Source organism: Streptomyces sp. NA02950 (genome assembly GCF_013364155.1).
Taxonomy (GTDB): Bacteria; Actinomycetota; Actinomycetes; order Streptomycetales; family Streptomycetaceae; genus Streptomyces.
Genome location: NZ_CP054916.1, coordinates 460,835 through 474,701 on the forward strand (window position 1 = coordinate 460,835; position 13,867 = coordinate 474,701).

Below are 13,867 nucleotides of genomic sequence, written 5' to 3' on the forward strand. Positions count from 1 at the left end.
TGATGGCGAAGAGAAGGGACATCACTCATGACTCGCATCGCCATCAACGGATTCGGCCGCATCGGACGCAATGTGCTGCGGGCACTGCTCGAACGCGACAGCGCCCTCCAGATCGTCGCCGTCAACGACCTGACGGAGCCCGCCGCTCTCGCCCGGCTGCTCGCCTACGACAGCACGGCCGGCCGACTCGGACGCCCGGTGACCGTCGACGGGGACGCCCTCGTCGTCGACGGCCGTCGGATCACGGTGCTGGCCGAGCGAGAGCCGGCGCAGCTGCCGTGGACCGAACTCGGCGTCGACGTCGTCCTGGAAGCCACCGGCCGCTTCACCTCGGCCAAGGCCGCCCGTGCCCACCTCGACGCGGGCGCGAGGAAGGTACTCGTCAGCGCGCCATCAGACGGCGCCGACGTCACACTCGCGTGGGGGGTCAACACCGACGCCTACGACCCGGCCATGCACACGATCGTCTCGAACGCCTCCTGCACCACCAACGCGCTCGCGCCGCTGGCCGCGGTCCTCGACGAACTCGCCGGTATCGAGCACGGGTTCATGACGACAGTGCACGCCTACACGCAGGAGCAGAACCTGCAGGACGGTCCGCACCGCGACGCCCGTCGCGCCCGGGCCGCCGGCGTCAACATCGTGCCGACCACGACCGGCGCCGCCAAAGCGATCGGCCTGGTGCTGCCGAACCTCGACGGCAAGCTGTCGGGCGACTCGATCCGCGTACCGGTGCCGGTGGGCTCGATCGTCGAACTCAACACGACCGTCGCGCGCGACGTGACGCGCGACGACGTGCTGGCGGCGTACCGCGCCGCGGCGGAGGGCCCTCTCGCCGGAATCCTCGAGTACTCGGAAGACCCGCTCGTGTCGTCCGACATCACGGGCAATCCGACCTCGTCGATCTTTGACTCGGCCCTCACCCGCGTCGATGGCCGCCACGTCAAGGTGGTCGCGTGGTACGACAACGAGTGGGGCTTCTCGAACCGCGTGATCGACACGCTCGAGTTGCTCGCCACCCGCTGACCGGACGCCGGGGCGGCCGAACAAGCTCACTCCGGCCGGAGTCCGCCCGGGGTTCCGGAACCTTCAGACGAAGGCCCTCTCTCCGGCGCGTCCTTCGCCAACCCCGACGGCATCACCCAACCCACGGCCCTGGCCACCCGTCAACTCAACGCCCACGCCAGGCGATGGATCCGGGGCCGACCCCAACGGGTTTGCGCGGCACACCTCAGTAGCGGGCGGTCACGGTCCCGTCGGGAGGCCGTCGTAACCCGCGACGCCCGGGCGGGCGGTGGCCAGGGCTGACACGACGGTGGGGTGCGGGGACGCGTGGACCAGCGAGTAGTCGGTCTCGCCCTGCGACGGGCCCACCGGCCGGGCCAGGTGTTCGCCGTCCAGGGAGAAGCGGGCATCGATGCGGCGTCGCCGGACATCGGCGAGAGCGGCGGCGGATAGCGCGGGGTGCGCAGAACGTCCCCTCCCCGGCCCCGTCCGCCGCTGCCGCCGCGCCCGCCGCCACCAGCCGAAGAAGGGCGGCCGTTCCCCGTACGGTCGCTGCGCGCCGCCGCCAGCGAGGAGGCGACCGTCGCGGCAGGGCGGGTGTGCTGAACCGGGCGGGCGCGCAAAAGGCGCCCGCCACGGCCGGGAACGTCCCGAAGTCGTACGCCGCCGTCCACGCCATGCGCTCAGGCTCGCGCGGGCGCCCCGCCGACGCACCTCGTTTTCCGCCGGTCAGCAACTCAGGTTGGAGCCGGGGGTGGTACCGAGTATCTGGACGAACCTCTGGTACGCGTCGATCCTGCTCTGCACCTGGCCGGGGTTGCCGCCGTTGCACTCCAGGCTGCCGTTGATGCTGCGGATGGTCTCACCGAAGCCGCGCTGGTTGACCATGGCGTCGTGCGGGGTCATCGTGCCCGGCCCGGTCTGGGTGTTCCAGTACCACAGGGCGGTCTTCCAGGAGACCGCGGAGTCGTTCTCCACCAGCCACGGGTTGTGCAGCAGATCGATGCCGAGGGCATCACCCGCGGCCTTGTAGTTGAAGTTCCAGCTGAGCTGGATCGGCCCCCGGCCGTAGTACGCCGCCTGGCCCGCGGGACAGCCGTAGGGCTGGCTCCAGTCGCAGTAGTGCGGGTAGTTGGAGGTGTTCTGCTCCACGATGTGGACCAGACCGCCGGTCTCATGGCTGACGTTGGCCAGGAAAGCGGCCGCCTCCTGCTTCTTGACGGTGTCGCTGCCGGTGTTCGCGAAGCCGGGGTAGGCGCTCAGGGCGGCGGTCAGGCCCTGATAGCTGTAGAACGCATTCCGGCTCGGGAACATCCGGTTGAACTGCGCCTCGCTCACGACGAAGCCGCTCGGGTTGGGCGTGCCGGAGCCGCAGTCGAACGGCTCCCAGTACCAGGTGCTGATCACCGGGTCATAGCCCGGGTTGTCGTGCTCGGCGCGGTAGTACTTGCCGTCGGTGTACCGGACGATGTCGCCGGTCACATACCACCTGCCCGCGGCCCAGTCCGGATAGCTACAGGCTGCGCCGGCGGCCGTCCCGGCCGCCGAGGCTGAAGTCATAGGCATGACAATCACCGCGCATACCGCCGCCAGCGTGGCGAACACTGCCGTGACACGTCTCTTCCTCATACCACCATCTCCTTCTTGCGGAGTCCTGAGGGCACTCAACCGCTTTGGTCTATACCAGTCAAGGTCTAGACCAAGTCTTTTTTACGGCGATGAGCACCGCGGAGGGACGCTGGAGGAAGCGGACATGCGACGCGGCGCACGTCCCACCCATGTCACATCGGGGCCGGGCCGTCGTACGTCCGGAAGGGCGGCAGCGACGCCGCGACGGCACAGCCCGGATCCGCCGTCGAAGGCGGATCCGGATCGGCAAGATTGATCACGACATCACACAGGTCCTGAGCCGACACCTGCCGGTCGTGAACGTCACGCCCTGACCGCGGCCCCACACACCACCACCCGAGGTGACCTGCCGGAACGCATCGATCGGTCAGGGCGAGTCGTTCCAGCGCCGGAAGCTGGACGAACTCGGCGTGGAGTGGCGGGGACGCCGGGTCGTGGTCGCCTCGGACAGCACGACGTCCGTGGTCGAGAGGAAGCACCCGCTCGCCCGGTGCGGCCTGACATCGCCGCAGTCACAGACACCGACGGCCTCCGCACGGGACGGGTCCCCGGCCGCGCCCACCGGCGGTGCGCAGCGGGGCAGCCGCCGTCGCCCCCTGCCGCTCAGTCGAGCAGCCCGAGCTGTCCCGCGGCCCGGATCGCCAGCCAGACCTCGGCGAACGCGCTGGTGGAGGAGAGATCGCGGCCGGTGATCCCGCTGAAGCGGCGCAGCCGGTAGGAGAGCGTGTTGGGGTGGACATGGAGCGCCGCGGCGGCCTCGTCCGTACGGCGGTCGCGTTCCATCCAGGTGCGGACCGAGGGCAGGAGCCGGGAGCCGTGACCGGCGTCGTAGCGCAGCGCCTCGCCCAGTACGTGGTCGACCAGCGAGGTGAGCGCGGCGGGGTCGTCGGGGAGCCAGCGGCCGGTGGCGTCGTCGCCGTACCGCACGAGCGCCCGCCCGCTCGCGGCGGCGTGGGAGGCCGCCCACAGGGCCTCGCGCTGCGCGATCCGCAGGGAGGCACCGGGGCTGAAGGGGCGGCTCACCCCGGCGGCGACGCCGGGGAGGGCCGCGACCGCGTCGCCCAGCCGGGGCGAGCCGAGAAGGTAGCGGTCCTCGCCGCGGTTGAGCAGGAGATACGGCTCGTCCTCCAGCGCTCGCAGGACCGCGTCCTCAGTGACGCCCCTGATCACCGCCAGGACGGTCTCGCCCTCGATGGAGCGCCGGTGCAGATGGCGCCGGGCGACGGCGGGGTCGAGCGCGCCCTGCAGCAGCTCGGCGAGGATCTCCGCGCCCTCACGCCGCAGTGCCTCGCGCTGGGTGCGGACCATGGCGAGCTGAAGAGCGGCCACCGTGGCGATGTGCTGAACCACGGCGAGCCCCGCCGGGCGCGCGCCCTCCCGCCCGAACGCGATGAGAAAGCCCGCCGCACCACCGGGCGATGGCACCGGGAGGGCGAATCCGCCCGGGATGGTCGGCGGGGCATCCGCCGAGCCCGGGATCACGGACGGCGCGGGCGCGGGCACACCGGGCAGCAGGGGGCGGCCTTGCGGGGTGCACAGGTAGATGTCGTACCCCGACAGCTTCTCCAGGCGGCTGAACAGCGTCGCGGTGTCCAGATTCTCCGCCGCCAGCCAGCGCAGCGCCCCGAAGACCTGGAGCTGTGCGCCCAGCCGGTGGCGGGCGTCCTCCTGGACCGCGGCGGCGACCTCCTGCGCCACCGCGATGAAGGGCACGGCCAGCGGGACCTCGAGGACCGGCATGCCGCGCTCCTCGGCGGCGTCGATGAACGCCTGGCGCAGCGGAGGCATCCGCAGCTGCGCGGAGACGGCTAGGGCGGCGACTCCCGCGTCGTCGAGCCGCTCCAGATAGGCCCGCTGACCAGCGGCCGAGCGGGGCACCGCGATCCCGGTCGTCATGATCATCTCGGAGCCGAGCAGCCAGGGGGTGGGATCGTCCAGCTCGCTGACATGAGCCCAGGAGACGGAACGGTGCAGGCCGGCGTCGCCCGCGAGCAGGCGCAGTTGCAGCGCCGGGTACGACAACAGGTCTCCGACGGTCACCCGCTGCTTTTTGTTCTCTGCCACAAAGACAGCGTAGCTATTTGTTGCCATGACGATTGTCGCGTGGTCACCGCGCTGGGCACACTCCTGCGACCGGACCGCACCGGCCGCACGTGTGAAGGGATTGCCCGAGATGACCGAACCCCGAGGGCCTGTCGACTCCTCCCGGATCCCGCGCTTCGCGGGGCCCGCCACCTTCGCCCGGCTGCCGCGCCTGGACGAGGTCGCCCGCGCCGACGTGGCCGTGGTCGGCGTCCCGTTCGATACCGGCGTCTCCTACCGGCCCGGTGCCCGCTTCGGACCCTCGGCGGTCCGCGAGGCCAGCCGGCTGCTGCGCCCCTACCACCCGGGCCTCGACGTGTCGCCGTTCGCTACCCAGCAGGTGGCCGACGCCGGGGACATCGCCGTCAACCCCTTCCACATCAACGAGGCCATCGAGACCATCGAGGACGCCGCGAACGGCCTCCAGGCCGACGGCACCCGCCTGGTCACCATCGGCGGCGACCACACCATCGCCCTGCCGCTGCTGCGCGCGGCCGCCAGGCGGTACGGCCCGGTCGCGGTGCTGCACTTCGACGCCCACCTGGACACCTGGGACACCTACTTCGGCGCCGAGTACACGCACGGCACCCCGTTCCGCCGGGCCGTGGAGGAGGGCATCCTCGACACCTCCGCCCTCTCGCACGTCGGCACCCGCGGCCCGCTGTACGGCAAGCAGGACCTCACCGACGACGAGAAGCTGGGCTTCGGCATCGTCACCTCCGCCGATGTCTACCGGCGCGGCGCCGACGAAGTCGCCGACCAGCTGCGCCAGCGCATCGGGGACCGGCCGCTGTACATCTCCATCGACATCGACTGCCTCGACCCGGCCCACGCCCCCGGCACGGGCACCCCGGAGGCGGGCGGCCTGACCTCCCGGGAACTTCTGGAGATCCTGCGTGGCCTGGCCGGCAGCCGCCTGGTCGGCGCGGACGTCGTGGAGGTGGCGCCCGCCTACGACCACGCCGAGCTCACCTCCGTGGCGGCCTCACACGTCGCCTACGACCTGATCAGCCTGCTCGCGCTCAAGGAGAACTCCGATGACTGACTCCCCGGCTCTGACCGAGGTCGAGCAGTACGGCATCGAACGCATCCCTGACGCGGACCGCACCGCGACCCCCCTCGACCTGTTCCGGGTCGCCTTCGGCGGTGCCAACACCTTCGCCACCTGCGTGCTCGGCGCTTTCCCGATCCTGTTCGGACTCTCCTTCTGGCAGGGCCTCGCGGCCACCGTGCTCGGCCTGGTGGCCGGTGCGGCGATCCTCGCGCCGCTGGCGGTGTTCGGCCCGCGCAACGGCACCAACAACGCGGTCTCCTCCTCTGCGCACCTGGGAGTGCACGGACGGATCGTCGGCTCCTTCCTGTCACTGCTCACCGCCATCGCGTTCTTCTCGATCTCGGTGTGGTCCTCCGGCGACGCGCTCGTCGGCGGTGCGCACCGGCTGATGGGCGTACCGCAGAACGACGGCGTGTTCGCTGTCGCGTACGGGATTTTCGCGCTGCTGGTGCTGACGGTGTGCGTGTACGGGTTCCGGTTCATGCTCTTCGTCAACAAGATCGCGGTGGTGGCCGCCTCGGCGCTGTTCGTCCTCGGCCTCTTCGCCTTCGCCGGGGACTTCGACTCCGGCTACCAGGGCGTGTTCCCCTCGTCGTCCTCGGTGGGCTTCTGGCCCGCGTTCATCGGCTCGGCGCTGATCGTGCTGTCCAATCCTGTGTCGTTCGGCGCCTTCCTCGGCGACTGGGCGCGCTACATCCCGGCCGACACCCCGCGCCGCAAGGTCATCACGGCGGCGTTCGCCTCGCAGGCCGCCACCATCCTGCCGTTCTTCTTCGGCCTGGCCACCGCCTCGATCATCGCGCAGAAGGCGGCCACGTACATGGACGCGAGCGCCCCGAACTACGTCGGCGGGCTGCTGGCCGTGGCACCCGGCTGGTACTTCCTGCCCGTGTGCCTGATCGCGCTCATCGGCGGCCTGTCCACCGGCACCACCTCGCTCTACGGCACCGGCCTGGACTTCTCCAGCGTGTTCACCCGGTTCAGCCGGGTGCAGGCGACGCTGTTCGTCGGGGTGCTCTCCACCGGGTTCATCTTCCTCGGCCGCTTCGCCGCCAACCTGTCGCAGTCCATCTCCACCTTCGCGACGCTGATCATCACCTGTACCGCCCCCTGGATGGTGATCATGATGCTCGGCTTCCTGACGCGCCGCGGCTGGTACGACCCCGACTCGCTCCAGGTGTTCAACCGGCGCCAGCGCGGCGGCCGCTACTGGTTCAACCACGGCTGGAACTGGCGTGGCATGGGCGCCTGGCTGATCTCCGCGCTGCTCGCCCTGACGTTCGTCAATGTGCCGGGGCAGTTCGTCGGCCCGCTCGGCGACCTGGCCGACGGCGTCGACCTCTCGCTGCCGGTCGGGCTGGGCACCGCCGCGCTCGTCTACATGGCGCTGCTGTGGATCTTCCCCGAGCCGCGCGAGGTCTACGGGCCCGAGGGGCCGCGCCTGGTCCGCGCCTCGGACACGCCCGTTCCGCCGATCACGACGGAGACCGGCGCGCCCGTGGTCGCGGCGGCGGAAGGAGTGTGAGGGCGTCGTGCGCCTGATCGACCTCTCCGTGGAGATCGCCACCGGGATGCCGGTGTACCCCGGCGATCCGCAGGTCGCCATCGCCCCCGCGCTGAGTGTCGCCGCCGACGGTGTGAACGTCCTGCACCTGGACATGGGCTCGCAGTCCGGCACCCATGTCGACGCGCCGTTCCACATCGACGAGGCGCTGCCGACCCTGGACCAGTTGCCCCTGGAGCGCTTCTGGGGCGAGGCCGTCGTGGTGGACGCCCGCGGCGCGCGGCCCCGCTCGCCGCTCGGACCGTCCCTGTTCGAAGGGATGCCGCGGGCCGGGGCGATCGTGCTCATCGCCACCGGGTGGTCGCGCCACTGGGGCACGGACGACTACCTCACCCACCCGTATCTGACCCGGGAAGCCGCCGAACTCCTGGTGGCCGCCGGGGTGCGCACCGTCGGCATCGACGCGCTGAGCGTCGATGCCACCCCCGCCGACGACTTCCCCGCCCACCGGGTGCTGTGCGGCGCCCACGCCGTCATCGCCGAGAACCTCACCGGTCTCGCCCCGCTGCTGGACGCGCAGACGGCCGGGGAGCCCATCGAGGTCTCCCTGCTGCCGCTGCGGCTGCCCTCCGCCGATGGCGCCCCGGTGCGCGCCGTGGCCCGCGTCGGCTGAACCACTCCGAAACCCGCAAGGAGCACCACCGATGAACGACGAGGTCCTGAAGGCCGCCGATGCCCTGGTGTCCGCGTTCGGCGAAGGCCGCCTCGACGACTACTTCGCGATGTTCGCGCCCGACGCGACGTTCGTCTTCCACACCACCCCCGAACGTCTCACCTCCACCGCGGACTACCGCGCCCTGTGGGACCGCTGGGTGACCGAGGACGACTTCCGTGTCCTGGCCTGCACATCCACCGATCAGCTCATCCAACTCCTCGGTGAAACCGCTGTGTTCAGCCACCGGGTCGAGACCACGGTCAGCACCACGGCCGGTGAGGAGACCCTCCACGAGCGCGAGACGATCGTATTCCGCCGCCGGGACTCCGGCCGCTGGCTCGCCGTACACGAACACCTCTCGGCGGCGTAAGCCACCACCAGGGACGCCCTCCCCGGCCTGAAGGCCGGGGCATCCACGAAGGAGAACTCCGATGAGCGAGCTTCGCGCGCTGCGCAACTACATCAACGGCGAATATGTCGACGCGGCCGACGGACGCCGCCTGGAGGTGACCGACCCCGGCACGGGCGAGGTGTACGCACACTCACCCCTCTCGGGCGCCACCGACGTGAACGCCGCGATGGCCGCCGCGGCGGCGGCCTTCCCCCTCTGGCGCGATGCCACGCCGTCCACTCGGCAGAAGCTGATGCTGAAGATCGCGGACGCGGTGGAGTCCCGGGCGGAGGAGATCGCGGACGCGGAGTGCCGGAACACCGGCAAGCCGCGCGCTCTGACCCTCACGGAGGAGATCGCACCCATCGTCGACCAGCTCCGGTTCTTCGCTGGTGCCGCGCGGATGCTGGAGGGAAGGTCTGCGGGCGAGTACATGGCGGGGATGACATCGATCATCAGGCGGGAGCCGGTCGGCGTCTGCGCCCAGGTCGCACCGTGGAACTACCCGCTGATGATGGGCGTGTGGAAGTTCGCCCCGGCTATCGCCGCGGGAAACACGGTCGTTCTCAAGCCCTCCGACACCACTCCGGCATCCACCGTGCTGCTCGCGGGCATCATCGGCGGCATCGTGAAGGAGATGGGCCTCCCGGCCGGGATCTTCAACGTGGTGTGCGGAGACCGCGAGACCGGTCGGCTGATGGTCGAGCACCCCACCCCGGTGATGGCGGCCATCACCGGTTCGGTCCGCGCGGGCATGCAGGTCGCCGCGTCCGCGTCGAAGGACGTCAAGCGCGTCCACCTCGAACTGGGCGGCAAGGCCCCCGCGGTGGTGTTCGAGGACGCCGACATCGCCGCGGCGGTGGAGGGCATCTCCGTCGGGGGCTTTTTCAACGCGGGCCAGGACTGTACGGCGGCCACGCGGGTGCTGGTCCACGAGTCGGTCCACGACGAGTTCGTCGCGGCCCTGGCCAAGGCGGCCGCCACCACGAAGACCGGTGGTGGCATCGACGACGAGGATGTGCTCTACGGCCCGCTCAACAACGCCAACCAGCTTGCGCAGGTCTCCGGCTTCATCGAGCGGCTGCCCGCGCATGCGAAGATCGAGGCGGGTGGCCACCGGGTCGGCGACAAGGGCTTCTTCTACGCACCCACCGTGGTCTCGGGGCTCAAGCAGGACGACGAGATCGTGCAGAACGAGGTCTTCGGCCCGGTCATCACCGTCCAGTCCTTCACGGACGAGGATCAGGCCGTGGCCTACGCCAACGGCGTCGAGTACGCGCTCGCCTCGTCGGTGTGGACGAAGGACCACGCGCGGGCCATTCGGATGTCCAAGGCCCTGGACTTCGGATGCGTATGGATCAACACCCATATGACCCTCGTCGCCGAGATGCCGCACGGCGGCTACAAGAAGTCCGGCTACGGCAAGGACCTCTCCGCGTACGGCTTCGAGGACTACACCCGGATCAAGCACGTCATGACGGCGATGTGAGCACCCGCACGGCAGGCTCGCCCGAGCCTGCCGTGCTCGCCCCGCGTACGCGGGGCGAGGCGATGGCGGCTCACCCCGTGGCCGTTCCCCCGGCCCTCCAGCCGTCGGACTGGCCGCCCGACAGACCCCCGGCGGTCCGCGAACCGGGCGGCCGGCTCTCACCGCTCAGGACCTTTCAGCCGGGGCCCGGCGGGAGCGCGTTGGGAAACTCCACCGGACGTCGGGTACGGGTACGCGGCGACTCGCTCCACACCACCGTCCGCGCGGTGAGTCCGCGTCCGGCGCCGTGCCGGGAGGCCTCTGCACCACGGCACGCGCCTCTTCGCCGTACGGACACCGCTCGGTGTCCTTGGCTCCCAGGCCGACGGGACTCCCAGGTCAACGGAGCGGAACCACTCGTCGACCAGCACCTCGGCGGTGGCCTCCGGCTGGTTGAGGCATCGGCCCATCACGTCGTGACCGCGGAGGACGATCTCACCCACCTCCCGGGCGGGCGGCCGTTCGACGCGGTCCTCCACACCGGCAGCATCTGTCTCCGCCCCGGACGCCCCAGACCGGGCGTCCCACGGTGCCGGGCTTGCACGCCACGCTTTCTGGCTGGTTGTAGGCGACCACCGGTGAGGTCTCGGTCGGCTCGTATCCCTGTAGATCTCCGAGATCACCTCGTGTGCTCGCCCGAAGTCCCGCCTCGAGCCCCGCGGTCGAGGGTCGGTGGCTTGCTGCCCGGCGGCCGCGACGTAACCGGTGGCCGTGCTGATCTCTGTCGGCGCCGTCGCGGTCCTGGCAACCGCCCTGTCGGTGTGCCCGCGGCCCGGCACTTAGGCCACATCCGCGACCTGACCCCCCTCGCTCCCCCCTCCATCGCCGTGATCACCAACATCGATACCCCCATGTCGGAGAGTTCGGCGCCGGGACCAGATCGTCACGGCCAGGGCGAGCCCGTCGAAGCCCTCCCCGACCACGGTGTTCGCATGGCTCCCGGAGCGCGGGGCTGAGACTCGTCGTGACAGACGACGTTGCCCGCCCACTTTGAGTCAAGTGCCGGGAGATACCAGCGGGGCGAGGCGGTCCAGGAGGACCATCTGAGGTGGATTCGACCGCAGGGACGATCGGCTGGGCCCTGGTGACGAGGGGCTGAACGCGATGCCAAGGCGTGCGGCCGCGAGGGGAGCTGCTGGAAAGGCACATACGTCCCGTCGCGAGATGGGGGTGTGCGGAAAACCCGTGGTGTGCGGAACACCCGTGTCGGATCGTGCGCCCAGCGTGCTCCGCACTCCGGACCCGCCGCAGATCGGACGACCACCGATGCGAGGAGCGAGCGTCCACCCGAACCCAGGAGGTTCCGACGTGTTCCGAGACGCAGGCGCCTGGCGACGCCAGGCGGTGCCGTCGGCAGGCACCACAGGTCGCACCGCCTACATCGACCGGAAGGACCGCTCATGCCATGGATCGACATGCTCACCACCGTGGTGCGGCGACGTGCCGGCCCGCCAGGGCGGTCGCGCGGGGCGACCGCTGCCGAATTCCGGGCCGCCCTTCCTGGCGTGGGCGGCCGGTCGGCCGCCGCTGGTACGACAGCCCGGTGCCGCCACCGGGAGTCCGACGCCTTAGCGGTCCCCCGGGCTGCTTGGCACGGGGACGACGTGAAAGGACGGATCATTGACGAGGGACACCCATCTGACGACGCGGTACCGTCGACGGCGGGGGATCGCCGCCGTGGTCACCGTTCTGACCGTGCTGGCGGCACTGGTCACGAACGTGACACTGACCGCCACGGCGGCGCGGGCCGTGAACAACGACGGCAGTTCACCGTTCGCCACGTACAACATGCACGGCTCCGACAACGGTCTGGCCTGGCGGTCGGAGATCGAGCGGCTGACCGCGAACCACCCGGTGGTGGCACTGCAGGAAGCCGGCAGCGGGCCGCCCCTGCCGGAGAACATCAACCGGAGCAACTTCCGGCAGATCCGGCTCAATCCCGCCCGCCCTCCCTTTCCCGGTTCCGTCACACAGGTGACCTGGCCGGTTGGCCGCGACGGTAGCCACCGCTACGTGTACTTCCTGCAGACCGACCCTCGCAGGGTCGGCGATACGGGCCAGGACACGTGGGACGGCGGCCAGATGAACCTGGCGATGGTCACCGATTCCCGGGCCGATGAGGTCCGCGTGCTGGAGAACCCGGCCTACGACCCTGACCCGAACGCCCCGAACAACCGCTACCGGGCGCGCCCCCTGCTCGGTCTGCGGTTCGGCAACACCTGGTACTGGAACACGCACGCCCGCGGCGGGGACGTGCCCGGACTGCTCCACGAGGTCCGGCGCTTCGCGGCCACGGACCGCCGGAACTGGGTCATGGTCGGCGACTTCAACGTGAACATCCTCAACCGCGACGACGACGAGGCCCGCGACCGGTCGCTGCATCTGCGCGCCGACGAGACCCTGGTCCGCACCCATCAGCCGACGTTCATCAACGGCGACAACCCGAGCGAGCTGGACTACGCGATCACGCACGGCGTGCCGGGGTTCGCCGCGACCATTCCGAGGGGCGCCAGTTCCGACCACGTGCCCGTGGAGTTCGCCCGTACATCGCCGCCGGCCCAGGCGCCGAGCCCGTCCCACGCTTACAGCACCGTGCTGGCCACACCGACCGGCAGCCTGCTGCAGGAGAATCCGGACCGCTCGATCACGATCGGGGACGCCCGCTACGACAGCAACCAGACCTTCCGGATGTACACCACCGACGCGCTCGCCCATTACCTCCAGAACGTCCGCACAGGAGACTGCGTCGCGGTCGCGCCGGACACCCGCCGGGACGTGTCCTCCCGGATCGTCGCCGGCAACTGTGACGATCCGCGATCGCAGTGGTCGGTCAGCCACCTTGAGGACGACCCGGCACCGAACGAAGACAACGGCGGACCGCAACGCTGGCAGAACGTGGCCGTCCCCGGGATCTGTCTGACCCCGGCCGGCACGTCGGTGACCGCGGCACCGTGCACCCAGGAAGCCGGTCAGCGGTGGTGGGACAGTCCTTCGTCCATCCCCTCGAACTGGCAGACGGCCAGCGAGAACGTGCGACTCGAATCCGAGTGGCTCGGAGGCGGCCGGCTGTGGCGGGCCGGCAAAGTCGCCGGGACCGGCGTCTACACCAGGCCCACCCCGCCCAAGTGGTGGTGGATCTTCTGGCTGCTCTACGAGCGGCAGTATTACGGCTGGAACGTCCAGCGGATCAGCCCGGACGACAACCTGGTCCGGCTCCAGAGCATGGACGGCGACGACTGGTGCCTGGGCAGCCGGGACGAGCACGCCGGCACGGAAACAGATGCCGTGCTCCAGACGTGTGACGACGCCCGCGGAGTTGACGGGGCCGGCCAGCGCTGGCTGGCCGAGAGCTACCCGAATGGGACCATCCGCTTCCGCAACGAGGCGAACCACCTGTGCCTGCTGGCTCCCGACGCCAACCAGGGCAAGGTCAGCCTCTACAAGTGCGAGGACATCCCGGCCGAGCGCTGGAGCGTGGTGAAACCCTGAATCCCACCGGGCCGCCTGGACGGTCGCACGGCTGGCCCGGCCAGCCTTGGGGGAGAACGGAACAGCCGTTGGCGCTCACCGCTTGATCTCGACGGGGAGGGCTCCGGCGGGTGCAGCCTGCCGGAGCCCTCCCCGTTGTTGTGGTTGGCCAGTGGCGGGGCGCCAGCGGGTGGAAATGCACTGATCCGGTGGCTTCGGTGCGCTGCCCGGATGTGCCCCGTCCAGACAGCACATGTCCTGGTGGGCGGCCGTGGACCTGCCCACGGGCGGTATCCGGGACGACTCGACGGCCAGCTCGTGCTGATCACGGGCGCGACCGGCGGCCTCGGAACAGCGACCGTCGAACTCTTCGCCCGCGAAGACGCCCAGCCTGCGTCGAGCCGCGGGCGGCCCGAGACACGGACTTCACATGTCGTCGGGGTCGCTCTTGCCGCGGGCTCTGGCATCACCATGGAAGTCGTCCAACGCAG

10 protein-coding genes are annotated in these 13,867 nt (G+C 70.5%); 8 read left to right on the forward strand and 2 right to left on the reverse strand.

All coding sequences use genetic code 11. The annotated features are described in order from the left end of the window. The first annotated feature begins 27 nt into the window (after positions 1 to 27). Positions 28 to 1,026 carry a type I glyceraldehyde-3-phosphate dehydrogenase gene (gene gap, locus HUT19_RS01715; protein WP_176178727.1) on the forward strand — a complete coding sequence of 333 codons (999 nt, stop codon included), beginning with the start codon at positions 28 to 30 and terminating at the stop codon, positions 1,024 to 1,026. Between the two features lie 306 nt (positions 1,027 to 1,332). Next, the gene (locus HUT19_RS43885) at positions 1,333 to 1,458 is read left to right on the forward strand and encodes a hypothetical protein (protein WP_303331584.1); all 126 of its coding nucleotides are present in this window, start codon (positions 1,333 to 1,335) and stop codon (positions 1,456 to 1,458) included. 276 nt (positions 1,459 to 1,734) lie between these two features. On the opposite strand, the gene HUT19_RS01720 is transcribed toward HUT19_RS43885, so the two are convergent. Together HUT19_RS01720 and HUT19_RS01725 are read right to left on the reverse strand one after the other, a co-directional pair. Then, entirely contained in the window at positions 1,735 to 2,634 is a 900-nt protein-coding gene (locus HUT19_RS01720; protein ID WP_176178728.1) for a glycoside hydrolase family 19 protein, read from the reverse strand. Between the two features lie 603 nt (positions 2,635 to 3,237). Next, on the reverse strand, positions 3,238 to 4,698 hold the full coding sequence (locus HUT19_RS01725; RefSeq protein ID WP_217712230.1) for a PucR family transcriptional regulator ligand-binding domain-containing protein: 1,461 nt from the start codon (positions 4,696 to 4,698) through the stop codon (positions 3,238 to 3,240). Positions 4,699 to 4,807: 109 nt separating this feature from the next. Here HUT19_RS01725 and speB point away from each other — a divergent pair, with 109 nt between their 5' ends. The 6 genes from speB to HUT19_RS01755 all read left to right on the forward strand — a co-directional run bounded on the left by speB (position 4,808) and on the right by HUT19_RS01755 (position 13,397). Continuing rightward, positions 4,808 to 5,761 (forward strand): agmatinase, encoded by a 954-nt coding sequence (speB, locus tag HUT19_RS01730; RefSeq protein ID WP_176178730.1) that lies wholly within the window; start codon positions 4,808 to 4,810, stop codon positions 5,759 to 5,761. Continuing rightward, positions 5,754 to 7,295 (forward strand): cytosine permease, encoded by a 1,542-nt coding sequence (locus tag HUT19_RS01735; protein ID WP_176178731.1) that lies wholly within the window; start codon positions 5,754 to 5,756, stop codon positions 7,293 to 7,295. Before speB ends, HUT19_RS01735 begins: the two co-directional genes overlap by 8 nt. 7 nt (positions 7,296 to 7,302) lie before the next feature. Next, positions 7,303 to 7,947 (forward strand): cyclase family protein, encoded by a 645-nt coding sequence (locus HUT19_RS01740; RefSeq protein WP_176178732.1) that lies wholly within the window; start codon positions 7,303 to 7,305, stop codon positions 7,945 to 7,947. Positions 7,948 to 7,978: 31 nt separating this feature from the next. Continuing rightward, positions 7,979 to 8,359, forward strand: coding sequence for a nuclear transport factor 2 family protein (locus tag HUT19_RS01745; protein WP_176178733.1), 381 nt, complete (start codon positions 7,979 to 7,981; stop codon positions 8,357 to 8,359). Positions 8,360 to 8,420: 61 nt separating this feature from the next. After that, the gene (locus HUT19_RS01750) at positions 8,421 to 9,869 is read left to right on the forward strand and encodes a gamma-aminobutyraldehyde dehydrogenase (protein WP_176178734.1); all 1,449 of its coding nucleotides are present in this window, start codon (positions 8,421 to 8,423) and stop codon (positions 9,867 to 9,869) included. A gap of 1,659 nt (positions 9,870 to 11,528) precedes the next feature. Beyond that, the gene (locus HUT19_RS01755; RefSeq protein ID WP_254885373.1) at positions 11,529 to 13,397 is read left to right on the forward strand and encodes a ricin-type beta-trefoil lectin domain protein; all 1,869 of its coding nucleotides are present in this window, start codon (positions 11,529 to 11,531) and stop codon (positions 13,395 to 13,397) included. Positions 13,398 to 13,867 lie beyond the last annotated feature (470 nt).